The following is a 24,729-nucleotide window of genomic DNA, read 5'->3' as shown; positions in this document are numbered from 1 at the left end:
CCCTCCCCCAAAGTGGTACGGACAACTGTCGAGAGTAGTCGTGCGCGGGTGCCCACCAACAGTGCTTCGGGGAGTTCGCCGCAGGTGCGGGGCACAATCGAGGGGTGGACGAGACACGCAGGGACCGCGATACCGAAGGCCGGGCGCACAACGCGCGCCCCCGCGACGGGCTGGGGCGCCCCTTGCCGTACGGCTCACCGGGGGTGGAGCGGCAGCCGGAGGGCGTGGTCCGTTCCCCGCAGGAGACCGTGCGGGAGGCGCAGCGGCTGCTGGATGCCGGGATGCCGTTCCACGCCCATGAGGTTTTCGAGGACGCGTGGAAGTCGGGCCCCGTGGCCGAACGGGAGCTGTGGCGCGGGCTGGCCCAGCTTGCCGTCGGGCTGACCCATGCCGCGCGGGGCAACGTGACGGGAGGGGCGCGGCTGCTGCGCCGGGGCGCGGCGGCGCTCACGGAGTTCATGGAGTTCATGGAGGGCTCGGACGCCTTGGAGTCTGTGGAGTCCACAGACTCTGCCGACGGTGGTGCGCCGGCGCACGGGATCGATATCGGTGCGCTCACCGGCTGGGCGCGGGAGCTTGCCGGGCGGGTGGAGGGGCCTGGTGCGGAGCCCGTCGACGCCGCTGCCGAGGCGCCACGGCTGCGGGGCGGCAGCCGGTAGTCGGCAGCCTGTGGCCCGGACCGTGGCGCGCGCCGGGGCGCGTCCTTTCCCTCCCCTTGACCGAGAGCGGCGAACAGGGCCGCGCGAAGCTATTACCATCCCGCGTCATGAGCACTTCTGACCCGGACCAGGCCGTGGACACCCCGATAGCCGCACCCGACGCCGAGGAGCGTCGGCTGACACCACGTCAGGCGAGACGGCTGCGCATCATCCTGTCCTCGGTCGGCATGGCCGCGATGGCGGTCGTCCTGGGGCTGCGGATCGCGAGCCGGTCCTCCGTCCTGGTGGTCGGGGTGTACGGGCTGGCGCTGATCCTGTGCGGGATCGTGATCGAGCTCAGCCGGAACGGCCGAACCAGGCTGGGCAGTTGGCTGCTGGGGATCGGGCTGGTCGCGGCGATCGGTTCGGACTGGCTGCTGATTCCCTGACCTCCGGAGCTCCGCCGCCCCCGCGCCCGGTCAGCGCATGCGGATCCGTACGGTGTCACCGTGCGGATCCGCCCGGTCCAGCCAGTCCGCGGACAGGTGGAGGGGGACGCCGGGCCGGGCGGGAAGCAGCAGCCGCTGCCGGTGCAGCAGCCGCCCGCTCTGGCGGACCTCGAACAGCGGGGCGGCCCGGCGCCGCCCGGTGCGCAGGACGAAGCGGTTGTCCAGCGGCGGTTCCCCGCCGGGGCCGATGAGATTGGGCGCGATCCACGTCAGCGGGGCCTCGACCGCGAGCGCCGTACGGCCGGCGGGCCAGGATCCGGTGGCCAGGTGGCGCAGTACGGGGGCGGCGGCCGCCCGTCCCTCGGCCGCCGCGGTGCCCGCGCTCTCCACCGCGTGCAGCAGATTCCCGATGGCGAAGACTCCGGGCTCGCCGGTCCGGTACGAGGTGTCGTGGGCGGGTCCGCGGGTGCCGGGGTCAAGGGCGACCGCGCCCCGCCGGGCCAGTTCGTGGTCGGGGATCCAGTCGCCCGTGAAGACCACGGTGTCGCAGCGCAGCGTCGTGGTCCGGCCGTCCTCGTGCCGCACCGTGACTCCGGCGAGCCGGCCGCGACCGGTCAGGCCGGTCACGGTGGTGCGGCTGAGCACCGGTGCGCCGGGGCCCCGGCGCAGCACGGCGAGGGGTTCCGGCGGACGGCCGGTGACCAGGGCGACGACCTCGACTCCGGCGACGCGCAGGGTGCCGGCCGCCGCGTGGCCGACCGGTTCGTCGCCGACGACCACCGCACGGGTGCCGATGTGCTGGTGGTGGAGGTGGACGGCCTGCTGGAGTTCACCGGTGGTGTAGACGCCTGCGGGGCGGCTGCCGGGGACGAGCCGGGCGCTGCGGGGGCGTTCCCGGGCGCCGGTGGCGAGGAGGACGGCGCGGGCGGTGATCCGTTCCAGTCCGCCCGGTCCGGTGGCGTCGAGGGTGCGGGGTCCGGCCCAGCCGGTGACGGTGATGCCGGTGCGCAGGGTGGCACCGGCCCGTTCGGCGGCGGCCACGCACCGCAGGGCGTACTCGGGGCCGCTCAGGCCGCCGCCCGCGCGGCCACCACGGCCGCCGAAGCCGCCGTGGTGGCAGTGGCGTGGGATGCCGCCCGCGCTCTGCTCGCGCTCCAGGACCTCCACCCGTACCCCGGATGCGGCGAGTTCGGCCGCCGCGCCGAGTCCGGCCGGGCCCGCTCCGACGACCAGCACGTCGACCGTCCGCTCGCGGCGGGTCATGGCCGCGTCCTGGCGGTCAGTGCGCGGAGCCGGGCTCCGCAGTAGAAGCCCTGGCAGCGGCCGTTGCCGGCCCGCGTCCTGCGCGCGAGTCCTTCGACGGAGCGGGGCGGCAGCACGGAGTCCAGTGCGTCGCGGATCTCGCCCTCGGTGACGCGTTCGCAGTGGCAGACCACGGTGCCGTAGGCGGGGTCCGCCGCGATGAGAACGGCGTCCAGATAGGGGCGGCGGTCGGCCGCCTCCCCCAGGGTCGGCATGGTGACGTGCGGCAGCTCGACGGGGGCGCCCAGATCGAGGCCGGTCCGGGCGAGCAGATCGGTGACGTGCGCGGCGATGGCCATGGAGGCGGTCAGCCCGGTGGACCTGATGCCGCCGACGGCGACGTAGCGCAGCTCCGGGTACTCCTTGATCCGGTAGTCCTCGTGGCCGGTGGCCGCCCGCAGTCCCGCGTAGACGGCGGTGACCTCCTCGTCGATCAGCCGCGGCAGGATGCGGCGCCCCTTCTCCCGCAGCAGCGCGAGTCCGTCCTCCGTCGACTCGGTGGCGGCCTTGTCGTCGAGCTCCTCCGCGGTGGGGCCGAGCAGCACGTTGCCGAAGACGGTCGGTGCCACCAGGACGCCCTTGCCGGCGGCGGTGGGGACGGGGAGCAGGATGTGGCGGACGAGGTCGCGGGCGAGCTTGTCGTAGACGATGAGCTGTCCGCGGCGCGGTGTGACGGTGAAGGCGTCGTGCCCGAGGAGGCGGTCGATCTCGTCGGCGTGCAGTCCGGCGGCGTTGATCAGCGCCCGGGTGCGGAGCGGGCCGCGGGTGGTGGTCAGGGTGTGGATACCGGTGCCGGGCTCATTACCGGGCTCGGTGCCGGTCTCGATGGCCGTGACGCGGCAGTCCAGGTGCAGGTGGACGCCGGCCAGGACCGCCTGGGTGGCGAAGGCGAGCGGGGTGGTCCACGGGCAGATGACGGACTCGTCGGGAATCTCCAGCGCACCGAGCGCGCCCGGCCCCAGGTGCGGTTCGATCTCGGCGAGCCGGCTCGCGTCCAGCAGCCTGGCCGCGTGGTAGCCGTTGCTCTCGGCCTTGGTCAACAGGCCCGGTAGCGAGTCGAGTTGTTCCTGGTCCCAGGCGACGAGGAGGGCGCCGACGCGTTCGACGGGGATGCCCGTCTCGGCCGCGTACACGGCGAGTCCGCGCTGCCCCTCGCGGACCAGCCGGGCCTCCAGCGAACCGGGCACGGCGTCGAAACCGGTGTGCAGGATCGCGGTGTTGGCCTTGGACGTGCCGTTGCCGATGTCGTCCGAGGCCTCGACGAGTGCGGTACGGACGCGGTGGCGGGCCAGTTCCCGGGCGATGGCGGTGCCGACCACTCCGGCGCCGATGACCGTGACGTCGTAGTCCTGGCCCTCGGGAAGCGGCTGCCCGGCCCTGGTGACGGTCCGGGTCATCGGCCGGTCCGGGAAGCGGTCACGACCGCTCCAGGAGGGTGCCGACAGCCGCCCCGAATCCGGCGAGCCGCTCGGCGGCCTCGTCGGGGCCGATCCTCGGCTCGTACACCGCGGCCGGTTCCCAGTCGGGCACCGCCCGGCGCAGCGGGAGCCCCGGATCGAGGCCGAGCCGGGCCACGGCGCCCACGCCGAGCGCGGTGACGTCGGGCAGCGCGGACACCTCGACGGGCCGTTGCAGCAGATCGGCCTGGGTCTGCATGAGCAGGGCGGAGCGGGTCAGCCCGCCGTCGACGCGCAGCACCCCGGGCCGCTCCCCCAGATCGGCCGCCACCGCTTCGGCCAGCTCGGCCACCTGTGCGGCGATGCCCTCGCACAGCGCCCGCACCAGGTGTCCCGCGGTGGTGTCCAGGCTCAGCCCGGTCACCGACCCCCGGAGGTCTCCGCGCCACCAGGGGGCCGCGAGTCCGGCAAGCGCCGGGACGAAGGTGACGCCCCCGGAGTCGGGTACGGAGCCGCCGACCGGGTCGAGGTCCGCGGCGCCGGAGATCACCTTGAGGTCTGTGAGCCAGCGCACGGCGGAGGCCGCCGTGTAGACCTGCCCGTCCAGGCAGTAGCTGGTCCGCCCGCCGAGCCGCCAGGCCACGCAGCTGACGAGTCCGGTGGAGCTGCGGCGCGGCACCGGGCCCGTCTGGGCCAGCAGGAACGCGCCGGTGCCGTAGGTGCACTTGGCGGTGCCCGGCTCCAGCGCGCTCTGGGCCAGCAGGGCGGCCTGCTGGTCGACGAGGAGGCCGGTCAGCGGCAGCTCGGGCCCGAACGCGGTCGTCGTCCCGAACGCTCCGGCGGCGTCGACCACCGACGGCAGGCGCTCGTCCCCGAGACCGAAGATGTCCAGTGCGGCGGGTGACCAGCCGACCCGGTCGAGGTCGAGCAGCTGGGTGCGTCCGGCTGTCGCGGCGTCCGTGACGAACGCGCCGGTGAGCCGGTGGACGAGCCAGGAGTCGCTGGTGGTGACGACCCCCTCGCGGGTCAGTTCGCGGCGGATCCAGGCCATCTTCGGGGCGGCGAAATAGGGATCGAGGGGGAGCCCGGTGAGCTCTCTCAACTCCTCTTCATGTTCAGCGAGTTCAGCACACAGCCCGGCGGCCCGGCGGTCCTGCCAGACGATCGCCTCGGTGAGCGGCACGCCGGTCTCCGGATCCCAGGCGAGCACGGTCTCGCCCTGATTGGCGAGGCCGACGGCGACGGCCGGTTCGCCCGCTTCGGCCAGCGCCCGCCGTCCGGCGTCGACGACCGAGTCGAACAGTTCGGCCGGGTCCACCTCGACCACCCCGCCGGAGCCGAACCGCGGTCGTACCGGAGCCGAACCGGAACCGATCACCCCCCGCTCCGGACAGATCACCAGCGCCTTGGTGCCGGAGGTCCCCTGGTCCACGGCGAGTACCGGACCTGTCATCGGCTCTCCATGGGGACGCGTACTCCGGCGCTTGAACGGAATCGTGATCTTCGATAGCGGGACCCCAGAGTGATGCAGCCCAGCGATTGAGTCAAGCACCGGAAATGCGTATGTCCGGAACCCCCCTTTGACGCCCAACCTCCCATTTGCTGAGGAGACTTGAATAAGATCCACGATTCATTCGGGGGTTCGGTACAAGGGGCTCTACACTCACCGCCGAGCAACAAGCGGACGCTTTACAGCAGTTCATATTTCAACAGCTGCTTCACCCCCCACGTCCTTGAGGATCGATGAGCCCGACACCACGCCCAGAGCACGTCCATGGCCAACAGTGATTTCCGGCCGGTCTACCATCCGGCCGGCCACGACAACGAACTCCGTTCCGCATTACAGGACTTACGGACGGGACGCTGGCTCTCCATGCGCGATCTGCTGGAGAGCACCCCGGACTGGACCCTGTGGACCCAGCGCACCCAGGTGCTCGGAGCCGTCGCCGCGGGCTCGGACGCGGTACAGGCCTGGCTGACCGAGGAGCCCCGCAGTGTCGCGGCCACCGTGATGCACGCCCGGGTCGTCGTGGAGCGGGCCGTCCGGGCCCATCGCGAGCGACACGGCCGCGCACAGGAGCTGTGGCAGCAGGCCTGGGAGGCCTGCCGCTCTGCCGCCCACGCCTCGCCCGCCGACCCGGTGCCGTGGGTGTGCCTGCTGGCCCTCTCCCAGCTGGACGAGCGCCAGCGGCTGGAGGAGCACCGGCTGCACCCGCCGGGTCCCATGCTCTTCCCCGGCCCCTGGGGCCTGCTGGCGGAGGCGGACAAGCGCGATCCGTACAACCGCGAGGCGTACCACCGGATGCTCCAGTTCGTGTACGCGCGCAAGGCCGGCGGTTCCCTCTCCGAGGCGGTCAACTTCGTCCAGTGGGCTGCCTCCTCCGCACCGGAGGGGTCCGCCCTCCATGTGCTTCCGCTGTATGTGCGGGTCGAGCGCTACCGGCGCGAACGCGGCCACGAGAAGGCCCTGGACCTGCACTGGGTGACCGAGGACGCAGAGCGCGACGCCGTCCGCGCTCTGGAGATCTGGTTCCTGCGCACGCCCGCGCCCAGCCACACGCTGCTCGACCTCAACCATCTGGCGCACGCACTGTGGGGGGCGCTCAAATTCGCCGACGCGGCACCGGTGTTCAGGGAACTCGGCCCCTATTTCACCTCACTGCCCTGGGCGTACCGCACCCGCAGCCCCAAGGACCCCGGCGGCGCCGAGGAAGTGTTTCTGCGCGCCCGCAGCCGCGCCCTGGCCGCCGCCCGCGACCCCGGCAGAGGACCGCACGGCTGAGCAGGCCCCCGCACCGCCTTTTCCCGCGCCCGCACCGTCCCTTCGCTGTCCCCCGCTCATCGTCCCCGCACCATCACCGCTCACGGAGGTCCCCCCGTATGTCCATATCCACCTCGCCCCACACGGGTCCCGAGGCCAACGCGCCCAAGGACGAGGAGCAGCGGCTGCGCGAGCTGGGCTACCAGCCGGTGCTCGCACGACGGATGGGCGGCTTCGGCAACTTCGCCATCAGCTTCTCCGTCATCTCGATCCTGTCCGGCTGCATGACCCTGTACGGCTTCGGCATGTCGACGGGCGGGCCCGCGGTGATGCTGTGGGGCTGGGCGGGCGTCGGCCTGTTCGTGCTCTGCGTGGGCATGGCGCTCGCCGAGGTCACCAGCGCGTACCCGACCTCCGGGGCGCTCTACTACATGGCGGACCGGCTCGGCGGCCGTAAGTGGGGCTGGTACACGGGCTGGCTGAATCTGCTCGGGCTGCTCGGCGCGATCGCCGGCATCGACTACGGTGCCGCGCTGTTCACCGGTGCGCTGATGAACCTGCAGTGGGGGTTCACCCCCACACCGGGCAAGACGATGGTCATCTTCCTCTGCATCCTGCTGCTGCACGCCGTGCTGAACCTCTTCGGTGTGCGGCTCGTCAGCGTGCTCAACTCGATCAGCGTGTGGTGGCACCTGGCCGGCGTCGCGGTGATCGTCTCGGTGCTGGCGATCGTGCCCTCGCACCACCAGTCGCCGTCGTTCGTCTTCACCGAGTTCGTCAACGACACCGGCTGGGAGAACCCGCTCTACGTGGCGGCGATCGGTCTGCTGCTGGCCCAGTACACCTTCTGCGGCTACGACGCCTCCGCCCACCTGTCGGAGGAGACCTCGAACGCCTCGGTCTCCGCGGCCCGCGGCATCGTCCGCTCGATCTGGGTCTCCTGGGTGGCCGGCTTCGTCCTGCTCGCCGGGCTGACCTTCGCGATCCAGGACTACGCGGGCACCCAGGACAGCGCCACCGGAGTGCCGCCCGCCCAGATCCTGATAGACGCGCTGGGCACCTCGGGCGCCACGGCCATGCTGCTGATCGTGATCGCGGCGCAGCTGTTCTGCGGCAACGCCGAGGTCGCCGCCGCCAGCCGGATGGTGTTCGCCTTCAGCCGTGACAACGCGCTGCCCGGCTCCGCGCTGTGGCGCAAGGTGAGCGCCCGTACCCAGACGCCGGTGAACGCGGTGTGGCTGTCGGTCGTCGTCGCCGGACTGCTCGCCGTTCCCTCGCTGTACTCCGCGACCGCGTACGGCGCGGTGACGGCGATCAACGTCATCGGCATCACGCCCGCCTACGCGATCCCGATCTTCCTGAAGCTGCGGGCCGGTGACCGCTTCGAGCGCGGGCCGTGGCACCTGGGCCGCTGGTCGAAGCCGGTCGGCTGGATCGCCGTGGTGTGGGTCTCGATCGTCACCGTGCTGTTCCTGCTGCCGCAGTCGTCCCCGGTGACGATCGACTCGATGAACTACGCCTCGATCGCACTGGTCGCCGTGCTGGTGCTGGCCACCGTGTGGTGGTTCGTCGCGCGGAGTTCGTACAGCACGCCGTCGGCGTACGGCAACGCCCGTGAGCAGGCGGAGATCGAGGAAGGCATCATCTGACCTCTCGGCCGCCGCCCGCCGGCCCTTCCGGATCACCGCGATCCGGGAGGGCCGCCGTCGGTTCTGCGGCGGACCCCGTCAGTTCAGCAGCAACTGGAGGCCGCCCAGCACGGTCGCCCCGATGACCAGGCGTTCGAAGAGCGTCTGGTTGATCCGGTCCACGCACGTGCGGCCGATCCACGCGCCGGGCAGCACGAACAGCAGCATGCAGGCGTCGAGCAGCAGCGAGCGCCCGTCGATCAGTCCGAGGCCCACGCTGAACGGCACCTTGGACGTGTTGACGATCAGGAAGAACCACGCGGAGGTGCCGAGGAAGCCGAGCTTGCGGAATCCGGCGGAGAGCAGATAGAGCGACATGACCGGGCCGCCCGCGTTGGCGACCATGGTGGTGAACCCGCCGAGCACCCCGTACGAGCGGGCCTTCAGCCGTTCCGCCGCATCCGGTGGGCCCGCCTCCGCCGAGGGCTCCCCGCTCCCGGCGGCGGTGCGGCGGCGACGCCAGATCGTGACGCCGGCCATGAAGAGCAGGATCGCTCCGATCGAGGTCCGTACGGCGGCGTCGCCCGCCCACATCATGAACAGCGTGCCCGCCACCACGCCGACGGCGACGGCGGGGAAGAGCCGCAGCAGCGTCGGCCAGTGCGCGTGGCGGCGGTAGGTGAGCACGGCGAGCACATCGCCGGCGATGAGGATCGGGAGCAGTACCCCGGTGGACTCGCGGGCGGGGAGTACCGCCGCGAAGACCGCGAGACTGATCGTGTTGGCACCGCTGACGGCCGTCTTGGAGAAGCCGACCAGCGCGGATGCCGCGGCCAGCGCCGCCAGTTGCCAGAGAGTGAGAGTGTCCATGCCGAAAACAGATCGTAATCTGCCATGATTTTCGGCCTTTACCCAGCTGGCGAAGCGGCATGGCTATGCTGCGCTCCAAGCGCTCACTGGAAGCGTTCAAACGAACAACGCGCAGCGGTACGGCAGGGGGCCAGCAGCATGCGGGAGCCGGTTGAACTCAGGCGTCAGCGGATCATGTCGGTGGTGGAGTCGCGCGGCCCGGTCAAGGTCAGCGTGCTCGCCGCCGAACTGGACGTCTCCGTGGTCACGGTGCGGCGCGATGTCGAGGAGCTGACCCGGGCCGGGCGGCTGCGGCGCGGTCACGGCGTGGCCAGGCCGCTGCGGGAGCCGGCGGGCGCCGCGCCCGCACCGGCCGTGCGGGGCGACGGGCCTGCCGGTGAGGGCGGTGCGGTCGCGCTGGTCGTGCCGGAGCGGCATTCGTACCTGTACGAGACGCTGCACGGCGCCCGGGGCGTGCTGGAGGAGGCCGGGATCCGGATCGCGCTGCACATCGCACCGCAGTCGGCCGGTGCCGAACGGCCGCTGGTGGAAAGGGCGCTGGCGGACGGGGTGCGCGGGCTGCTGATCGCCCCGCGCTGGCGCCACGCGCTCTCCGAGGAGCTGGACTACGGCTGGCTGGCGGACGTGGGGGTGCCGACCGTACTGATGGAGCGGCGGCCCCGGCCCGGCAGCGCGCTGCACGCCCTGGACTCCGTCTGTTCCGACCACTGGTACGGGGTGCACCTGGCCGTGGAGCACCTGGTGGCGCTGGGTCATCGCCGGATCGTGCTGGCCGCCCGTGACGACAGCCCGACGGCCCGCACGGTGCGTGCCGCGTTCGCCGCGATCGCGGCCGGGCGCCCCGAGGTGGAGGACTGGACGGTCGTGCTGAGCTCACCGAACGCGGTGCCCGGCCCGGGTCCGGCCGAGGCGGGGCAGGTGCCCGCCGTCCCGCCCGGGAGCGCCGGTCACGCGCCCGACCTGGCCGCCCTGTTGCGCGAGCGCGGGGCCACGGCGGCGGTGCTGCACGGCGACGTGGACGCGCTGATGCTGGTGCAGCGCCTGGCCGAGAACGGTGTGCACGTGCCCGGGGACTGCTCGGTGGTGGCATACGACGATGTGGTCGCGGCCCTCGGCAGCACGCCGCTGACCGCGGTGTCGCCGCCCAAGGCGGAGATCGGCAGGGCGGCCGCCGAACTGCTGCTCCACCGGCTCTCCGGCGCCGCCGGGGCGTCCGGACCGGTGCGCCGGACTGAGCTGCTGCCGGAGTTGAAGGTCCGCGGATCGACTCAGGAGATTACTCCCCCCACAGACTGATCGTTTGACCGCTTTGATTTTCTTCTGAGCGATCTATTGACCGTAACCGATCAGCCGAACAGGATTCCCCGTGTCCTCAATCAGGAGCCGCGGGAGGCGCCCATGCCCGGTCGACAGAGCCGTCGGTCCATGCTCGCCACGATGGCCGCAGTACCGCTGGCGGGCGCCCTGGGCGCCTGCAGCGGTGGCACATCGGGGTCGAAGAGCACGAGCAGGACCAGCAAGGCCGGCGGGACCGGCCGCAACGCCACGCACATCACCTTCTGGTCCGCGCTGCGCGGCAGCAAGGAGGTGGTGGACGCGTTCAACCGGACGCACCGGACGATCCAGGTCGACTTCCAGCAGATCCCCTCCGGGCCCCAGGGCGGTTACGCGAAGCTCAGCAACGCCTCCCGGGCCGGCAACGCCCCGGACGTCGCGACGATCGAGTACCCCCAGATCCCCGGCTTCGCCATCGACGGGGTCGCCCTGGACATCACGGACATGCTGAGCGAAGGGCTGCGCGCCAAGCTGCTGCCGCAGGCGCTGGGGCTCACCACGTTCGAGAAGCGCGTCTTCAGCCTGCCGCTCGACGTCGAACCGATGGTGATGCACTACCGCAGCGACCTGTTCGCGGAGTACGGCATCGAAGTCCCGCGCACCTGGGAGGCGTTCGAGGAGGCGTCCCGCACCGTGCGGGAGAAGGCGCCCGGCCGCAGGCTGTCGGCGTTCGCCACCGACGGCGCCTTCCAGTTCGCCTCCTTCGCCTGGCAGGCCGGCGGCCAGTGGTTCGACACCCGCGGCGGCGCCTGGAACGTGTCGCTGGCCGACGCGCCGACCCGCCGGGTGGCGGCCTACTGGCAGCGGATGATCGACGAGGACCTGGTCGTCATGAGCCCGGTGGACAGCAGGGCCTACGACGCCCAGCTCAGCTCCGGCGAGGTCCTGGCCCGGTTCACCGGCGCCTGGGACGCCGGGGCGCAGATGAACGCCAGGCCCGGGCAGAAGGGCAAGTGGGCCATCGCCCCGCTCCCCCAGTGGAACGGGGCGGACCCCGCGCTCGGCACCCACGGCGGATCGACGTTCGCGGTCACCAGCAGCAGCGACCACCCGGAAGCCGCGCTGGAGTTCATCGAGTGGCAGGTCGCGCACCCCGACGCGCTGCTGGCCCGGCTCTCCAGCGGAGCCAGCAGCCAGTACCCGGCCGCCCCCGGACTCGTCGCCGTCGGCCGCAAGGCCTTCGACCGCGCCTACTACAGCGGCCAGGACATCTACACGCTCTTCGACCAGGAGGCCCACAAGATCCGGGACGGCTGGACGTGGGGACCCCGGATGACCGCCACCCAGAAGGTCATGCAGGACGGCTTCGCCCGGGTGGGCGGCGGCCAGGGCTCGGTGATCGAGTCCGTGCGCGCCGCCCAGCGGGGCACCATGCCCGACCTCAGGGCGCTGGGCCTGTCCACCACAGAACACAGCAGCTGATCCGAGGCCCGTACCCGTACCGGCAGCAGCCCCGCGGCCCGTACCCGTACCCGGCAGCAGATCCGCAGCCCGTCCCCGATCCCAGCAGCAGAGAGGCAGGTGACACCGATGACCAGCCCGCTCACCACGCAGGCTTCCGCCCCCGTGGACGCGACAGGTTCCGCCGCGTCGCCGGATCCCACCACACCCCCGGGCCGCCCCCGCAAGTCCGCCCGGCGCCGTGAACTCGGCGCGGCCGGGGCCCTGATGACCCCCTTCTTCATCCTCCTGGTGACGGTCTTCCTGATCCCGGTCGCCACCGCCGTCTGGCTCAGCTTCTTCGCCGACGACCAGCCCGGCCTCGGCTTCGGCCCCGAGCGCAGGGTCTTCGTCGGGCTGCGCAGCTACACCGCCGTGCTGACCGACCCGACGTTCCTCAGCGGCCTGGGCACCGTCGTCCTGTACTGCCTCATCTACATCCCGGTCATGGTGATCGGCGCGCTCGCGCTGGCGCTGCTGCTGGACTCCGGAGTGGTACGGCTGCGCTCCTGGGCGCAGCTCGGGCTCTTCCTGCCGCACGCCGTGCCGGGCATCATCGCCGCCGTCATCTGGCTCTACCTCTACACGCCCGGTCTGAGCCCGGTGGTGGACCTGCTCGGCAAGGCCGACATCACGATCGACTTCCTCGGCGTGCACACGGTCGTCCCCTCGATCGTGAACATCGCGCTGTGGAGCAACCTCGGCTACAACATGGTGGTCTTCTACGCCGCGTTGCAGGCCGTGCCGCGCGAGGTCATCGAGGCGTCCGTCGTCGACGGTGCCGGACCGGTGCGGACCGCACTCCAGGTCAAGACACCGCTGGTGCGCTCCTCGATCGTGATGGTCGCGATGTTCACCCTGATCTTCGCGCTCCAGCTCTTCACCGAGCCGATGCTGCTGAGCCAGTCGACGCCGATGATCAGCTCCCGGTTCTCGCCCAGCATGTACATCTACGACGCCGCGTTCACCCGCAACAACTACGGCCTGGCCGCCGCGGCGTCGGTCGTCCTGCTGGTCCTCACGATCGCGCTCTCCTACGGCGTGACCCGCTGGACCAATCGCTCCAACGCCCCAGAGGAGGACGTCCGATGAGCGCGACGAGTCCCGCCCGCACCGCCGCCGCCCTGCGCCCCCGGCTGCTCGGCCGCTCCGTCGTCAACCTGGTCGTCGGCATATCCGTGCTGTACACGCTGCTGCCGGTGCTGTGGCTGGTGCTCGCCTCCTCGAAGGACCGCGACGCCCTGTTCGGCAGCGATGTGCTCTCGCTCGACCACTTCTCCTTCGCGCAGAACCTCAAGGACCTGTTCGCGATGGACGGCGGTGTGTACGGGCGCTGGTACGGCAACAGCCTGCTGTACGCGGTCCTCGGCGCGGCGCTCGGCGCACTGATCAGCATCGCCTGCGGGTACGCCTTCGACAAGTACCGCTTCCCGCACAAGGAGAAGCTGTTCGGCCTGGTCCTCGCGGCGGTGATGGTGCCGCAGACCGTGCTGGCGCTGCCGCTGTACCTGATGGCGTCCGGCACCGGCCTGGTCAACACCTTCTGGTCGGTGTTCATCCCGGTGCTTTTCAACCCGTTCGGCGTGTACCTGGGGCGGATATTCAGCCAGGGCTACGTGCCCAACGAGGTGCTCGAAGCGGCCCGGGTGGACGGGGCCGGGGAACTCACCACGTACTTCCGGGTCGCGCTGCGGATGCTCGGTCCGGGGCTGGTCACGGTGTTCCTCTTCCAGCTCACCGCGATCTGGAACAACTTCTTCCTGCCCATGGTGATGCTGTCCGACCAGGACCTGTATCCCGTCAGTCTCGGCCTGTACACCTGGAACAGCTCCGCCACCGTCTCACCCGAGTACTACCCCGTGGTCATCATGGGTTCGCTGCTCGCGGTCCTGCCGTTGATCCTCGCCTTCGCGCTGCTCCAGCGCTTCTGGAAGTCGGGGCTCACCGCGGGCGCCGTCAAGTAGCCGTACCGGTCCGCACATCGTCCCCGTACCAGGAGAAAGATGCCAAGCACCGCCGTTCCCACCCCCGCCGCACGGCGCAGGCCGCGCGCCGCCGTCGCGATGAAGCCGGATGCCGCGGCCGCCCTGCTGGACGCCCCGTCGCTGGACGCGCTCTCGCGGGTGTGCGACCTCGCGCCGCTGCCCGTGCTGGACGACTTCACCACAGAGCGGGCCCGTGCCGTACTCGCGGACACGGAGCTGCTGGTCACCGGCTGGGGCTGTCCGCCGCTCGACGAGGCGGCGCTGGCCGCCGCGCCCCGGCTGCGCGCCGTCGCGCACACGGCCGGAAGCGTGCGCGGGCACATCACAGAGGCCTGCTGGGAACGCGGCATCGAGGTGTCGTCGGCCGCCGCGGCGAACGCCCTGCCGGTCGCGGAGTACACCGTCGCCATGATCCTGCTCTCCGGCAAACGGGCGCTGGAACGGGCCCGTGACTACCGCGCCGAGCGCCACCGCGGCAACTGGCTGGCCACCTCCCCGCAGGTGGGCAACTACGGCCGGACCGTGGGCATCCTGTCCGCCTCGCTCATCGGCCGGCGGGTCATCGAGCTGCTGCGCCCCTACGACCTGCGGGTGCTGCTGCACGATCCGTACGTCTCCGAGGAGGAGGCGGCCGCGCTCGGTGTCCGGCCGGTGGACCTCGGTGAACTGTTCGCGCGCAGCGACGTGGTGAGCGTCCACACCCCACTGCTGCCCGCCACCCGCGAGCTCGTCAGCCGTGAACTGCTCATGTCCATGCGGCCGGACGCGGTCCTCGTCAACACCGCGCGCGGCGCCGTCGTCGATCAGGACGCGCTGACCGACGTACTGCTGCAGCAGCGCATCCGGGCGGTCCTCGACGTCACGGACCCCGACACGCTGCCGGCCGAACACCCCTTGTGGGACTGCGAGAACGCCCTGATCACCCCGCATCTCGCTGGTTCCCAGGGCAACGAATGGCGGCGGCTCGTCGATCTGGCCGTGGGCGAGAGCGAACGCTGGGCCGCGGGCGACGGATTCGCCCATCCCGTACGACGCGAAAGGCTGGCCTTCCTCGCATGAACCGACCGCACCCCGACTCCCCGCTGGAGCTCCCCGCCGACGACCGGTCGAAGAGCCCGGTCACCGGCTACACCCGCGCGCACTGGGAGGCCGCCGCGGACGGACTGCTCAAGGCCGCCTGGCAGTGGGCCACCCCCGGCAGCGCGATGCTCGACCTGCCGGGGCGCCCGTCCGCCTCCGGGGTCCGCTCCGACGGCCTGGAGGGATACGCGCGCACGTTCCTCGCCGCCGCCTTCCGGGTCGCGGGCGCGGGCGGCAAGGACCCGCACGGCTGGCTGGAGCGGTACGCGGACGGGCTCGCGGCCGGTACCCGTACGCCGGGCCGGGACGACGCCGAGTCCTGGCCGCTGATCCGCGACCACACCGTCTTCGGCCAGCCCATGGTGGAGTCCGCCTCGGTCGCCATCGGACTGCGGCTCACCCGGCCCTGGCTCTGGGACCGGCTGGACCCGGCCGTGCGGGACCGTGCCGAGGAGTGGCTGCGCGGCGCCCTGCGGCACACCCCCGCGGCGAACAACTGGTACCTGTTCCCGTACTCGGTGGCCGGGTTCCTGGAGTCGGTGGGCCGGGGCGACGCGGAGACCGCGCGGGCCCGGGAGCGGGCCCGCGACCTGATGGAGGTCTGGTACCGGGGGCAGGGCTGGTACGCGGACGGCGACGGCCGCGCCTTCGACCACTACAACGGCTGGGCGCTGCACCTCTACCCCGTGCTCGACGCCCACCTCTCCGGCGACGCGGAGTTCGCCGCGCACTACGGGGCGCGCCTGAGCGAACACCTGGAGAGCTTCGCGCTGCTGTTCGGCGGGGACGGGGCCCCGATCCACTTCGGCCGCTCGCTGACCTACCGTTTCGCGGCCGGTGCGGCGGTCGGGCTCGGTGCGCTGACCGGGCACACCCCGCTCACGCCGGGTACGTCGCGGCGGGTGATCAGCGGGGCGCTGCGCTACTTCCTGGACCGGGGCGCGACCGGCACCGACGGGCTGCTGAGCCTGGGCTGGCACGGGCCGCACGAGGCGACGCTCCAGCCCTACTCGGGCCCGTCGTCCCCCTACTGGGCGTCCAAGGCCTTCGTGTCCCTGCTGGCTCCGGAGGACCATCCGCTGTGGACGGCGACCGAGGAGCCGGCGCCGAGCGAGGGGCCCGACCGGGTGCTCGCGCTGCCCGCGCCGGGACTGCTCGTCCAGTCGACCCGGGCGGACGGGATCGTCCGGCTGCACAACCACGGCAGCGACCATGTCCGGCCGCACGAGGGCGAGTCGGCGGCGCAGGACGATCCGCTGTACAGCCGTCAGGCGTACTCGACGGTCACCGGGCCCACGGCGCGGGCCAACGCCGCGGACAACCACCTGTCCGTGGTCGTCGGCGGAGCCCGCAGCCGCCGCCGCGCGATCCGCCCGCTCGGCGCGGGCGGCGGTGACGGCTGGGGCTGGGCCGCCTCCTGGCACCGCCCGGTCTTCGCGAGCGGCGCCGCCACGGAGCCGGGACTGCGGGTGGAGAGCGTGACGGTGGTCCGCGGCCGCTACGAGCTCCGGGTGCACCGGGTGCTCGGCGCGCCTCCCGGCGCCCGGGTCGAGGAGACGGGCTGGGCGACCGGACCCGGGTCCTCGGTCACGTCCGCGCTGCACGGTCTGCACGGCTGGGAGTCACGGGACGAGGTACGCGCCCCGCAGGGCACCGCGTACACGCCCTGGGCGGTGCTGCCCCGGCTGGGCGCCGACGCGGAGGGCACGGTGGTGCTGGCCGCGCTCGCCTCGCTCACCGCGGAGCCCGGCGCGGCCGCGCTCGACGCGGTGGTGAGCGGGGTGAACGTCGACGGGGACACGGTCGAGGTGTGCTGGGCCGAGGACGCGGCGACGACCCGGGTCCGCTTCGGCCCGGTGACGGTCGAGCACGGGTAGCCGACGGGGGTGGGGGCGCGCTCCGGCGTGCCCCCACCCCCGTCAGACGCCTGTCACGCGTCCGTGCGGATGACGACGGCCAGGGTGCGCGGGCCGTGTACGCCCTCCACTCGTTCGAGCTCGATGTCGGAGGTGGCCGACGGGCCGCTGATCAGGGTCGTCGGCCGCTCGGGCACCAGCCGGGCCACCGCCTCCGGTACGCCCACCTCCACGGCCGACAGGTCGACGACGCAGACATGGAGGTCGGGCACCAGCGACAGCGCCCGCCGGCCCTGGTCGGGTGAACCGTCCAGGAAGATCGTGCCCGTCTCGGCGCAGCCGGCGGCGGACGCGGTGACGACACCGTCGAGGGCGTCGAGTCCGGGTGCCGGAATGTCGGCCGAGTCCCGCTGGACCTGCCCGTCGTACGCGTCGAGCCACCGCGGGTCGAGCCCGGCGGGCACCCCGATCCGGCCGGCTCCCCGCTCCCGCAGCACCTCGGCGACGACCTCGGCCGTGCGCTCTGCCGTACAGGGGTGGACCTGGGCCTTGTAGTCGACGAGCCGGTCGGTGAACAGGGCCAGGCGTTCCGCGTCGGGGAGCGTGCGACCGGTGCGGTAGTCACGCGGGATCGGGGTGTCTGCGGCGGGTGCCAGGGCCAGGGCGTCCCGGACGCGGCCGAGCACCGTTTCGCGAGCGGTCGTCACTTCTCCTCCTCCTGCTGCTGGTTGCCCGTGTGTTCGTCGGCGGCCGCCCGCATCGTCTCCGCGCCCTCGGCGGAGGCCAGCCAGGAGCGGAAGGTCTGCCGGGGCGGGGCCGGGGTGTCGCGGCTGTCGCTCCAGCCGTTGAACGGCGGCGGCAGGTGGGAGATCTTCTTGTCCCGTCCCGCGATGACGCGGCCGAGCCCGGACGCCTTCTGCGCGGCGGTGAACAGTTTCGGCCTGCCCATCACCGCGGCCGCCGCCTTCATGGCGAGCTGTTCGGGGGTGGTGCCGGCCTGTTCGGTGTGCTGGTGGCGCAGTTCGACCAGCAGCGAGGGAATGTCGATCTTGACCGGGCAGGCGTCGAAGCAGGCCCCGCAGAGGCTGGAGGCGTACGGCAGCGAGCTGTTGGGGTCGTCCTTCGCGGCGTGCATGCCGGCGAGCTGCGGGGTGAGCACGGCCCCGATCGGTCCCGGGTACGTCGATCCGTAGGCGTGGCCGCCGGCCCGTTCGTACACCGGGCAGACGTTGAGACAGGCCGAGCAGCGGATGCAGTTGAGCGCCTCGCGGCCGATCCGGTCCGCGAGCGCCGCGGTGCGTCCGTTGTCCAGGAGCACCAGGTGGAAGGTCTGCGGCCCGTCGCCCGGGGTGACGCCGGTCCACATCGAGGTGTACGGGTTCATCCGCTCGCCGGTGGAGGAGCGCGGCAGCAGCTGGAGGAAGACCTCCAGGTCCTGGTAGCGCGGCAGCACCTTCTCGATGCCCATGACGGTGATCAGGGTGTCGGGCAGGGTCAGGCACATCCGGCCGTTGCCCTCGGACTCGACGACGGACAGGGTGCCGGTCTCGGCGATACCGAAGTTGGCCCCGGAGACGGCGACCTTCGTCGTCATGAACTTCTCGCGCAGATAGGCGCGGGCCGCGGCGGCGAGGTGCGCGGGGACGTTGTCCAGCGAGGGGTCGACGCCCGGGATCTCCTTGAGGAAGATCTCCCGGATCTCGTCGCGGTTGCGGTGGATCGCCGGCACCAGGATGTGCGAGGGCTTGTCGTGGGCGAGCTGCACGATCAGTTCGGCCAGGTCGGTCTCGTACGGGGTGATGCCGATGGATTCGAGGTGCTCGTTGAGACCGATCTCCTGGGTGGCCATCGACTTGACCTTGATGACCTCCTTGCTCCCGGTCTCCTTGACCAGTCGCGCGACGATCTCGTTGGCCTCGCCGCCGTCCCGGGCCCAGTGGACGGTACCGCCGCGCTCTGTGACCTTGCGCTCCAGCTCCTCCAGCAGCTCGGGGAGGCGGTTCATGGTGTCGGTCTTGATGGCCGCGCCCGCGTCGCGCAGCTCCTCCCAGTCGGGCAGTTCGCCGGTGACGTCGAGGCGTTTGGCGCGGATGGTGTGGGTGGCCTTGCCGAGGTTGCGGCGCAGTTGTCCATTGCCCAGGTCGTCGTGGGCCGCCGCGGGGAACTTCCGGTCACCGCGCAGATTGCCCGTCCCGTACGGGGAGCGGGGCGGCGTCGCGGGCATGCCGAGAAAGGTGCTGCTCATCGGGCGGCCTCCGTCGGGACGTACGGCGAGGTGCGGGTGGCGGAGAGGATCTGGGCCAGGTGCAGGGTGCGGGTGCCGGAGCTGATCCGGGAGAGCCCGCCGCCGATGTGCATCAGACAGGACGAGTCGCCGGCGGTGCACACCTCGGCCCCGGTGGTGGCGATGTGGCGCATCTTGTCCTGGAGCATCGCGGTCGACGTGTCGGCGTTCTTCAGCGCGAAGGTGCCGCCGAACCCGCAGCAGGCGTCGGCCTCCGGCAGCTCGACGAGATCGATCGAGTCGACGGCCCGCAGCAGCCGCAGCGGCTTCTCACCGACCCTCAACATGCGCAGCGAGTGACAGGTGGGGTGGTAGGTGACCCGGTGCGGGAAGTACGCGCCGACATCGGTGGCGTCCAGCACGTCGACGAGGAACTCCGACAGCTCGTACGTCTTCGCCTTGACCGTGGCCACGCCCGCGCGCAACGCCGCGTCGCCGTACCGTTCGGCGACGATCTCGTGCTGGTGGCGGACGGAGCCGGCGCACGATCCCGAGGGCATGACGACGGCCTCGATGGAGGCGTCACCGAACTGCTCGGCGAAATTGCGCACCAGCGGGACGGGCTCGCGCTGGTAGCCGGTGTTGACGTGCATCTGGCCGCAGCAGGTCTGCCCCGGCGGGAACACCACGTCGTGACCCAGGCGGGCGAGCAGCACCGCGGTGGATTTCACCGCCTCCGGGAAGAGCGTGTCTCCCAGACAGGTGGCGAAGAGTCCGATGCGCATGGGTCTCCCCGATCGTTTCTCTGCACGTGATCGTCATGATCCTTTTCATGATCCCGAACAGAATCATGAACCATTGTATGGTCGGACCATAGTACGCGCGCTCGGCCGACGGAAGGGCGCGGGGCACGCCCGATCAGTCCCCGGTGAGGGCAGCCCCGTTCAGGGCGCCGGCTTCTCGTCGACGAGCGTTCCGTGCAGCCCCCGGATGTGCGCCTCCACCAGATCGGCGGCCCGCGCCCCTTCGCCCGCGCGCACCAGCCGCAGCAGTTCGGTGTGGTCGGCGTTGAGCGCGGCGGCGGTGGCCCGCCAGTCCGCCGCGGTCTCCAGGGCGCGCAGGATGAGCGGCCGGACGGACTCCCGGACGGCGGAGGTGAGCGTGGAGGTCAGTTCGTTGCCGGAACTGCGCGCGATCTGTACGTGGAACCTGGTGTCCAGGTCGTTGAACTCGGGCACTCCGACATCCGGCGCCCCCATCCGTACGAGCAGCGCACCGGCCTCGTCCAGATCCTCGGCGGAGGCATGGTGCGCTGCGGCCTCGAAGCTGGACCGCTCCAGCACGACACGCGCCTCCAGCACGTCCTCCAGGCTGTAGCTGCCGAGGGCGAAGTGGAGCCGGAGCAGGCGCCCGAGCGCGTCGTCGGGGTGGCGCACGATCCGCGCCCCGGCGTCCGGCCCCCGGCCCGGCTGGGCCACCAGGACGCCGATGGTCTCCAGCACCCGCAGGGCCTCGCGCAGAGCGGACCGGCTGACTCCGAGGACCGGGGCCAGTTCCCGTTCGGGCGGCAGCCGGTCGCCGGCCTTGAGCTCACCGGCGAACACCCGTTGCTCGATGCTCTGGAGCACCAGCTCATGGGTGCGCGACTGCCGTACGGGCTGCCATTCGACGGGCATCCGCCACTCCCTGCCCCGGCCGGAGCCGTTCCGCTGCCGACCGGTCCGGTCCGGATCTCCCACTATGTCACACACCACATGTGGTCGGACCATAACTGACCCGCCCCGCGCCCCGACCCGGCGGCACCTCCGGTGCGGCTACGCGGACTCCATCAGCTCCCGGAGCCGGTTCAGGTCGGCGGCCACCATGCCGGCGTCGCGCTCGAACTCCGCGTCGCTCAGGTGAGGCTGCCGTCGCAGGGTGAAGACGACCTCGCTTCCCGTGCCGTCGCTGATCACCCGGACCGGGTTGTAGACGGTTTCGCCCGAGGGCAGCGTGACGTGGTGGTCGAGCACGCCCAGGCCGTTGCGTGCCACGAAGGTCACCACGACCCTTCCCATGGGGGAGGATTCCGCGACCCACCGGCCGTCGGTCCTCTTGATCGAGCCTCCCAGTCCACGGGCCCACGCGGGCAGGTTCACCGGGTCGGAGGCGTAGGCGTAGACGTCGTCGGCCGTGCGGTCGATGTGGATGCCGAGGTGGCGTGATTCCCTGTCGGTGCTGTTCATGGCAGTGACGGTAGAGGACCGGCGTCACCGTCTTCTTGAACGGATCGGACACGCCCCGCCCGCCGAGGCCGTGCCGTCCGGCTTCCTGACGGATACGGCTCAGTACGTCACCACGATGCGCCGGGCCACTCCGTCCACCCGCACCTGACCGCCGTACGGGATGATCACCTGCGGGTCCGTGTGGCCGAGGTCGACGTCGAAGACGGCCATGGTGTCGGGGGCGTACTCGCTCAGGGCGCGCAGCACCGCCTCGCGCTGCCGGTCGCGGTACCGCTGTCCGGCCTCGGGTTCGAGGGGCTGCTCGAAGGACCAGTGCTTGGCGCGCCCCATCAGCAGCGCGGGGAACCGGCGCAGGAGTCCGCGCTCCCCCATGTTCCGCAGGATCCGGTACACCTGCCCGGCGCCGGGCATCTCCTCGGACGTCTCGAGGAACAGCACCCGGCCCGCGTACTCGGCCACCGGCCGTATCCCCCGGTCCGCCATCAGCAGCCAGGACAGGATCTCCAGCTCACCGCCCCAGCTCGCGCCCTCGACCACCCGGCCGGCGTTGTGCCAGGTCCAGCCGTCGACGGGCAGCATGGCGGGTTCGTCGTCGAAGGTCCGCGGATCCTCCCAGCGGGCGTTCACGCGGCCGCTCTCCTTCGCCGGGACGATCTCATGGGCATCGCGGGTGAACAGCGCCGCCCGCAACGATTCGGCGGTCAGCGGGTGCATCGCCCCCGGGCGTCCCAGCTCGACCATCACCGATCCACCGTGGTAACCGACGATGCCCAGGTGTTCGAGGAACACCAGGAGGTTGGTGTTGTCGCTGTAGCCGAAGAACGGCTTGGGGTTGGCCCGCAGCAGTTCCCGGTCCAGATGCGGCAGCACGGTGATCTGGTCGTCCCCGCCGATGCTGGCGATGACGGCCTTGACCGTGGGGTCACAGAAGGCCGCGTGGAGGTCGGCGGCCCGCTCCTGGGGCGTCGAACCCATCTTCCGGGTGCTCGGGTACTCCACGGGCTCCAGCCCGAACTCCTCACGGAGCCTGCGCAGTCCCAGCTCGTACGGGAGCGGGAGAATGCCGGGAAGCCCGGACGCGGGGGACACCACGGCGACGCGGTCACCGGGCCGGGGCTTGGCGGGATAGCTGGCGTTCGTCATTCCAGGAGCCTAGAAGGCACGGGGCTCACCGTCCCACCGAATTCCGTTCGGCTCAGGAGGCGTTGACCGGTGTGCCCTGGTGGAAGTACAGCCGCCAGCGCGACTCCGTGCGGCGCCAGATCGAATTGCGCCGCACCTGGCGCCCGTCCCGCTCCGTCATGAACGTCAGGTGGACGAGGCCCGGGGCCAGCAGCCTGCCGGACATGCCCGTGACGGTGGCCGCGACGGGCGTCCCCTCGGCGTCGGCGGAGGTGACGACGAGGATCGAGGTCCTGTCGTACCGCCTCCCGGACGCGCCGAACTCGGTGAACTCCGGGTCGAGGAGTTCGGTCACCGCATCGGGCAGGGCCCGGACCGCAGGGTCCAGCAGCCGCAGCTCGCCCTCGACAGCGGCCCGCACGGACCGCTCCTCCTCATCGATTCCGCTCATGCGCGCAGCCTAAGGGCTGCCGTTCGGATCAGGCCGGATCAGGAGCGGGGTCCGGTGCGCGCGGTCAGGCGAGGACCAGCAGATCCATCCAGCTGACGGCCGGCCGGTCCGGCTCCTGCGCCGCGGCCCGCCGCAACCGCCGCATCCCGCACGCGAACTCCTCGTCCGTGAGGGCCCGGAGCTTCGCGTCGGTGTCCCGCCGGATCCGGTCGGCGAAGCCGGACAGGCTCGGCGCGCTCTCCTGCGGCACGGCGTGCAGCGCGACCCGGGCGAAGCCGGCGGCGGCGAACGCCGTACAGGTCTGTTCGACGGTCGGGTACGAGTCGACGATGCGCGCGGTCCCGGGGAAGAACCGCACCCTCAGGTCACGCGTGCACCGGCCGGGGAAGGAGTTACGGATCAGCACCGGCGCTCCCGGCTTCAGCGCCCTGCGGATCTCCCGTGCCGCGGCGGGCAGATCCTCGATGTGGTGGACGACCGAGCCGAGCCAGGCCGCGTCCGCGCACCCGTCCGGCACCGGCAGCGCCTCGGCCCGGCCGTCCAGCACCTCGATGTCCGCGGTCCGAGGGATCAGCGCGCGCATGGCGGCAGCCGGCTCCACCGCCAGCACCCGCGCCCCGAACCAGTCCGCGAACGCGGCCGCGAAGGCCCCGGTCCCGGCGCCGACGTCCAGCACGACCGCCCCCGGCTCCAACGGCACCTCGGCTGCGACGGCCGCGCGCCAGGCGGTGAGCCCGTCGCGCGGAATCTCCCGGGCGATCCGGTAGTCCTCTGCGAACCGACGGTCCGGAGCGGTCGCTTCCATGTGCCCTCTCCCCTGCCGTGGCGGACGGACCGGGCGAACCGCTGCCGCCGGGCCGTCGCGCTCCGTCGCGGATGCTAGCGAGCGGGCTCACCAATTGTCTAGACCATAATCAGCTTCCGGACGGGCCGAGCCGGACCGGGACCGATCGCCCAATTCATCTGGTTCACCTGATTCATAGGATTCTCACGCAACCCGGCTACGGTGGCTGCCGTGACGCAGACGAGCCCGCCCGGCTGGCATCCAGACCCCGGGTACACAGGATTTGGCCCCATCCAGGAACGCTGGTGGGACGGCAGCCAGTGGACCGATCACCTCCGCGTGCCACCGGCGGCCGCCCGCAGCCGCCGGATACGCATCGGCGCCGGCATAACCGCCGGTGTGGTGGTGCTCGCCGCCATCGGCGGTGGCGTGTACCTGCTGACCGATGACTCCGGCAAGAAGTCGGAGAACGCGGCCACCGCACCGTCCAGCCCGCCCTCCCACGCGCCCAGCCGTCAGCCCGGCGCCCCGGGCGGCAGCGGTGGCAGCGACGGCGGTGGCGGAAACAGCGGTGGCGGGGAGCAGGACCCGGAGCAGCAGCTGCCGCAGACCGAGGACGGCTACGCGACGGACCTGGCGAGCGGAATCAGCATCCCGGTCCCGGACGGCTGGAAGGGCGAGTCGGGCATGGGGGCTGGGGTGACCACGGGTTCGTACGCCTGCCCCGGGGCGCCCAAGGAGAAGTGCGTGCGCGGCGGAGTGTTCTCCGTACCGGCAGAGGCGCTGAAGCTGAGCACCAAGACCGCGAAGGCCACCGCCGAGAAGGACATCGCCGCCAACGCGAAGGAATCGTACGGCGAGAAGATCTACGGCGGCATCACCTCGCACCAGGAGCTGAAGTCCGAGGCGGTCACGGTGGCCGGTCAGCAGGGCTACCGGGTGCGCTGGAAGGTCGTGACGAAGAACGGCGACGACGGGTACGTCGAGTCGCTGGCCTTCCCCGCCCCCCGGGCCAAGAACATGCTGATCGTCGTCCGTTCGGGCTTCGACATCAACAGCAAGGCGCCCGCCCTGTCCGTCCTGGAGGACATCACGAAGGGCATCAAGGCCGCCTCGGGTGCGGGCGCGGGTTCCGGCCCCGGCACCACGGCGTAGCCACTCCCCGAGTGGAGCCGGGCGGCG

Annotated in this window: 23 protein-coding genes; 11 read left to right on the top strand and 12 right to left on the bottom strand. The window is 71.8% G+C overall.

The window, feature by feature from the left end; genetic code table 11:
* Positions 1–104: 104 nt before the first annotated feature.
* Complete coding sequence (locus tag OG892_RS35570; RefSeq protein ID WP_371631235.1) at positions 105–659, top strand: DUF309 domain-containing protein; 555 nt, start codon at positions 105–107, stop codon at positions 657–659.
* An 8-nt stretch (positions 660–667) separates the two neighbouring features.
* Positions 668–1,087, top strand: a complete 420-nt coding sequence (locus OG892_RS35565; RefSeq protein ID WP_371631747.1) for a hypothetical protein — start codon at positions 668–670, stop codon at positions 1,085–1,087.
* A gap of 30 nt (positions 1,088–1,117) precedes the next feature.
* Here OG892_RS35565 and OG892_RS35560 read toward each other — a convergent pair whose 3' ends face one another.
* Genes OG892_RS35560 through OG892_RS35550 form a run of 3 tightly spaced genes read right to left on the bottom strand, consistent with a single transcriptional unit; the run spans position 1,118 to position 5,239 of the window.
* Positions 1,118–2,350: an FAD-dependent oxidoreductase gene (locus OG892_RS35560; RefSeq protein ID WP_371631234.1), complete on the bottom strand. Its 1,233-nt coding sequence runs from the start codon at positions 2,348–2,350 to the stop codon at positions 1,118–1,120.
* Complete coding sequence (locus OG892_RS35555) at positions 2,347–3,786, bottom strand: NAD(P)/FAD-dependent oxidoreductase (protein WP_371631233.1); 1,440 nt, start codon at positions 3,784–3,786, stop codon at positions 2,347–2,349. The genes OG892_RS35560 and OG892_RS35555 overlap by 4 nt, the downstream gene beginning before the upstream one ends.
* Positions 3,787–3,805: 19 nt before the next feature.
* On the bottom strand, positions 3,806–5,239 hold the full coding sequence (locus OG892_RS35550) for an FGGY family carbohydrate kinase (RefSeq protein ID WP_371631232.1): 1,434 nt from the start codon (positions 5,237–5,239) through the stop codon (positions 3,806–3,808).
* Between the two features lie 321 nt (positions 5,240–5,560).
* Here OG892_RS35550 and OG892_RS35545 point away from each other — a divergent pair, with 321 nt between their 5' ends.
* Entirely contained in the window at positions 5,561–6,568 is a 1,008-nt protein-coding gene (locus OG892_RS35545) for a hypothetical protein (RefSeq protein ID WP_328864552.1), read from the top strand.
* 98 nt (positions 6,569–6,666) lie between these two features.
* Positions 6,667–8,196, top strand: coding sequence for an amino acid permease (locus OG892_RS35540; protein WP_073734500.1), 1,530 nt, complete (start codon positions 6,667–6,669; stop codon positions 8,194–8,196).
* Between the two features lie 78 nt (positions 8,197–8,274).
* Here the strand turns inward: OG892_RS35540 and OG892_RS35535 are convergent, their stop codons facing one another.
* Positions 8,275–9,045 (bottom strand): sulfite exporter TauE/SafE family protein, encoded by a 771-nt coding sequence (locus OG892_RS35535; protein ID WP_073734499.1) that lies wholly within the window; start codon positions 9,043–9,045, stop codon positions 8,275–8,277.
* A 138-nt stretch (positions 9,046–9,183) separates the two neighbouring features.
* Here OG892_RS35535 and OG892_RS35530 point away from each other — a divergent pair, with 138 nt between their 5' ends.
* The 6 genes from OG892_RS35530 (at position 9,184) to OG892_RS35505 (ending at position 16,762) form a co-directional block, all read left to right on the top strand.
* Entirely contained in the window at positions 9,184–10,341 is a 1,158-nt protein-coding gene (locus OG892_RS35530; RefSeq protein WP_371631231.1) for a substrate-binding domain-containing protein, read from the top strand.
* A 102-nt stretch (positions 10,342–10,443) separates the two neighbouring features.
* Positions 10,444–11,802 carry an ABC transporter substrate-binding protein gene (locus tag OG892_RS35525; protein WP_073734497.1) on the top strand — a complete coding sequence of 453 codons (1,359 nt, stop codon included), beginning with the start codon at positions 10,444–10,446 and terminating at the stop codon, positions 11,800–11,802.
* A 108-nt stretch (positions 11,803–11,910) separates the two neighbouring features.
* Positions 11,911–12,912, top strand: coding sequence for a carbohydrate ABC transporter permease (locus tag OG892_RS35520; RefSeq protein ID WP_073734496.1), 1,002 nt, complete (start codon positions 11,911–11,913; stop codon positions 12,910–12,912).
* The gene (locus tag OG892_RS35515; RefSeq protein ID WP_073734495.1) at positions 12,909–13,784 is read left to right on the top strand and encodes a carbohydrate ABC transporter permease; all 876 of its coding nucleotides are present in this window, start codon (positions 12,909–12,911) and stop codon (positions 13,782–13,784) included. Before OG892_RS35520 ends, OG892_RS35515 begins: the two co-directional genes overlap by 4 nt.
* Before the next feature lie 39 nt (positions 13,785–13,823).
* A complete protein-coding gene (locus OG892_RS35510; RefSeq protein WP_327340132.1) occupies positions 13,824–14,864 on the top strand; it encodes a hydroxyacid dehydrogenase in 1,041 nt (346 codons plus the stop codon).
* Positions 14,861–16,762 (top strand): DUF2264 domain-containing protein, encoded by a 1,902-nt coding sequence (locus OG892_RS35505; RefSeq protein WP_073734493.1) that lies wholly within the window; start codon positions 14,861–14,863, stop codon positions 16,760–16,762. The genes OG892_RS35510 and OG892_RS35505 overlap by 4 nt, the downstream gene beginning before the upstream one ends.
* A 53-nt stretch (positions 16,763–16,815) precedes the next feature.
* Here OG892_RS35505 and OG892_RS35500 read toward each other — a convergent pair whose 3' ends face one another.
* The 8 genes from OG892_RS35500 to OG892_RS35465 all read right to left on the bottom strand — a co-directional run bounded on the left by OG892_RS35500 (position 16,816) and on the right by OG892_RS35465 (position 23,568).
* The gene (locus OG892_RS35500) at positions 16,816–17,448 is read right to left on the bottom strand and encodes an LUD domain-containing protein (protein WP_073734492.1); all 633 of its coding nucleotides are present in this window, start codon (positions 17,446–17,448) and stop codon (positions 16,816–16,818) included.
* Positions 17,445–18,986, bottom strand: a complete 1,542-nt coding sequence (locus tag OG892_RS35495) for a LutB/LldF family L-lactate oxidation iron-sulfur protein (RefSeq protein ID WP_328864558.1) — start codon at positions 18,984–18,986, stop codon at positions 17,445–17,447. Before OG892_RS35495 ends, OG892_RS35500 begins: the two co-directional genes overlap by 4 nt.
* A complete protein-coding gene (locus OG892_RS35490; RefSeq protein WP_073734490.1) occupies positions 18,983–19,750 on the bottom strand; it encodes a (Fe-S)-binding protein in 768 nt (255 codons plus the stop codon). Before OG892_RS35490 ends, OG892_RS35495 begins: the two co-directional genes overlap by 4 nt.
* A gap of 159 nt (positions 19,751–19,909) precedes the next feature.
* On the bottom strand, positions 19,910–20,641 hold the full coding sequence (locus tag OG892_RS35485) for a FadR/GntR family transcriptional regulator (protein WP_073734489.1): 732 nt from the start codon (positions 20,639–20,641) through the stop codon (positions 19,910–19,912).
* Between the two features lie 138 nt (positions 20,642–20,779).
* Positions 20,780–21,190 carry an SRPBCC family protein gene (locus tag OG892_RS35480; protein ID WP_328864559.1) on the bottom strand — a complete coding sequence of 137 codons (411 nt, stop codon included), beginning with the start codon at positions 21,188–21,190 and terminating at the stop codon, positions 20,780–20,782.
* 99 nt (positions 21,191–21,289) lie between these two features.
* Positions 21,290–22,333: a S66 peptidase family protein gene (locus OG892_RS35475; RefSeq protein ID WP_328864560.1), complete on the bottom strand. Its 1,044-nt coding sequence runs from the start codon at positions 22,331–22,333 to the stop codon at positions 21,290–21,292.
* A 52-nt stretch (positions 22,334–22,385) separates the two neighbouring features.
* Positions 22,386–22,763, bottom strand: coding sequence for a DUF4440 domain-containing protein (locus tag OG892_RS35470; protein ID WP_073734486.1), 378 nt, complete (start codon positions 22,761–22,763; stop codon positions 22,386–22,388).
* Between the two features lie 64 nt (positions 22,764–22,827).
* Positions 22,828–23,568 (bottom strand): class I SAM-dependent methyltransferase, encoded by a 741-nt coding sequence (locus OG892_RS35465; protein WP_327340126.1) that lies wholly within the window; start codon positions 23,566–23,568, stop codon positions 22,828–22,830.
* Positions 23,569–23,778: 210 nt separating this feature from the next.
* Between OG892_RS35465 and OG892_RS35460 the strand changes: the two genes are divergently transcribed.
* A complete protein-coding gene (locus OG892_RS35460) occupies positions 23,779–24,702 on the top strand; it encodes a DUF2510 domain-containing protein (RefSeq protein ID WP_371631230.1) in 924 nt (307 codons plus the stop codon).
* Positions 24,703–24,729: the final 27 nt, after the last annotated feature.

It is taken from the genome of Streptomyces sp. NBC_00341, from assembly GCF_041435055.1.
Taxonomy (GTDB): Bacteria; Actinomycetota; Actinomycetes; order Streptomycetales; family Streptomycetaceae; genus Streptomyces.
The sequence above is the reverse complement of the archived record's forward strand: the minus strand, read 5'-3'. Positions and strand labels throughout refer to the sequence as shown.

Coding starts and splice junctions, on each gene's coding strand:
- OG892_RS35525 (WP_073734497.1), top strand. CDS start 10,444: ATGCCCGGTCGACAGAGCCGTCGGTCCATGCTCGCCACGATGGCCGCA.
- OG892_RS35550 (WP_371631232.1), bottom strand. CDS start 5,239: ATGACAGGTCCGGTACTCGCCGTGGACCAGGGGACCTCCGGCACCAAG.
- OG892_RS35505 (WP_073734493.1), top strand. CDS start 14,861: ATGAACCGACCGCACCCCGACTCCCCGCTGGAGCTCCCCGCCGACGAC.
- OG892_RS35535 (WP_073734499.1), bottom strand. CDS start 9,045: ATGGACACTCTCACTCTCTGGCAACTGGCGGCGCTGGCCGCGGCATCC.
- OG892_RS35465 (WP_327340126.1), bottom strand. CDS start 23,568: ATGGAAGCGACCGCTCCGGACCGTCGGTTCGCAGAGGACTACCGGATC.
- OG892_RS35555 (WP_371631233.1), bottom strand. CDS start 3,786: ATGACCCGGACCGTCACCAGGGCCGGGCAGCCGCTTCCCGAGGGCCAG.
- OG892_RS35470 (WP_073734486.1), bottom strand. CDS start 22,763: ATGAGCGGAATCGATGAGGAGGAGCGGTCCGTGCGGGCCGCTGTCGAG.
- OG892_RS35520 (WP_073734496.1), top strand. CDS start 11,911: ATGACCAGCCCGCTCACCACGCAGGCTTCCGCCCCCGTGGACGCGACA.
- OG892_RS35560 (WP_371631234.1), bottom strand. CDS start 2,350: ATGACCCGCCGCGAGCGGACGGTCGACGTGCTGGTCGTCGGAGCGGGC.
- OG892_RS35530 (WP_371631231.1), top strand. CDS start 9,184: ATGCGGGAGCCGGTTGAACTCAGGCGTCAGCGGATCATGTCGGTGGTG.
- OG892_RS35495 (WP_328864558.1), bottom strand. CDS start 18,986: ATGAGCAGCACCTTTCTCGGCATGCCCGCGACGCCGCCCCGCTCCCCG.
- OG892_RS35515 (WP_073734495.1), top strand. CDS start 12,909: ATGAGCGCGACGAGTCCCGCCCGCACCGCCGCCGCCCTGCGCCCCCGG.
- OG892_RS35490 (WP_073734490.1), bottom strand. CDS start 19,750: ATGCGCATCGGACTCTTCGCCACCTGTCTGGGAGACACGCTCTTCCCG.
- OG892_RS35485 (WP_073734489.1), bottom strand. CDS start 20,641: ATGCCCGTCGAATGGCAGCCCGTACGGCAGTCGCGCACCCATGAGCTG.
- OG892_RS35480 (WP_328864559.1), bottom strand. CDS start 21,190: ATGAACAGCACCGACAGGGAATCACGCCACCTCGGCATCCACATCGAC.
- OG892_RS35475 (WP_328864560.1), bottom strand. CDS start 22,333: ATGACGAACGCCAGCTATCCCGCCAAGCCCCGGCCCGGTGACCGCGTC.
- OG892_RS35545 (WP_328864552.1), top strand. CDS start 5,561: ATGGCCAACAGTGATTTCCGGCCGGTCTACCATCCGGCCGGCCACGAC.
- OG892_RS35540 (WP_073734500.1), top strand. CDS start 6,667: ATGTCCATATCCACCTCGCCCCACACGGGTCCCGAGGCCAACGCGCCC.
- OG892_RS35510 (WP_327340132.1), top strand. CDS start 13,824: ATGCCAAGCACCGCCGTTCCCACCCCCGCCGCACGGCGCAGGCCGCGC.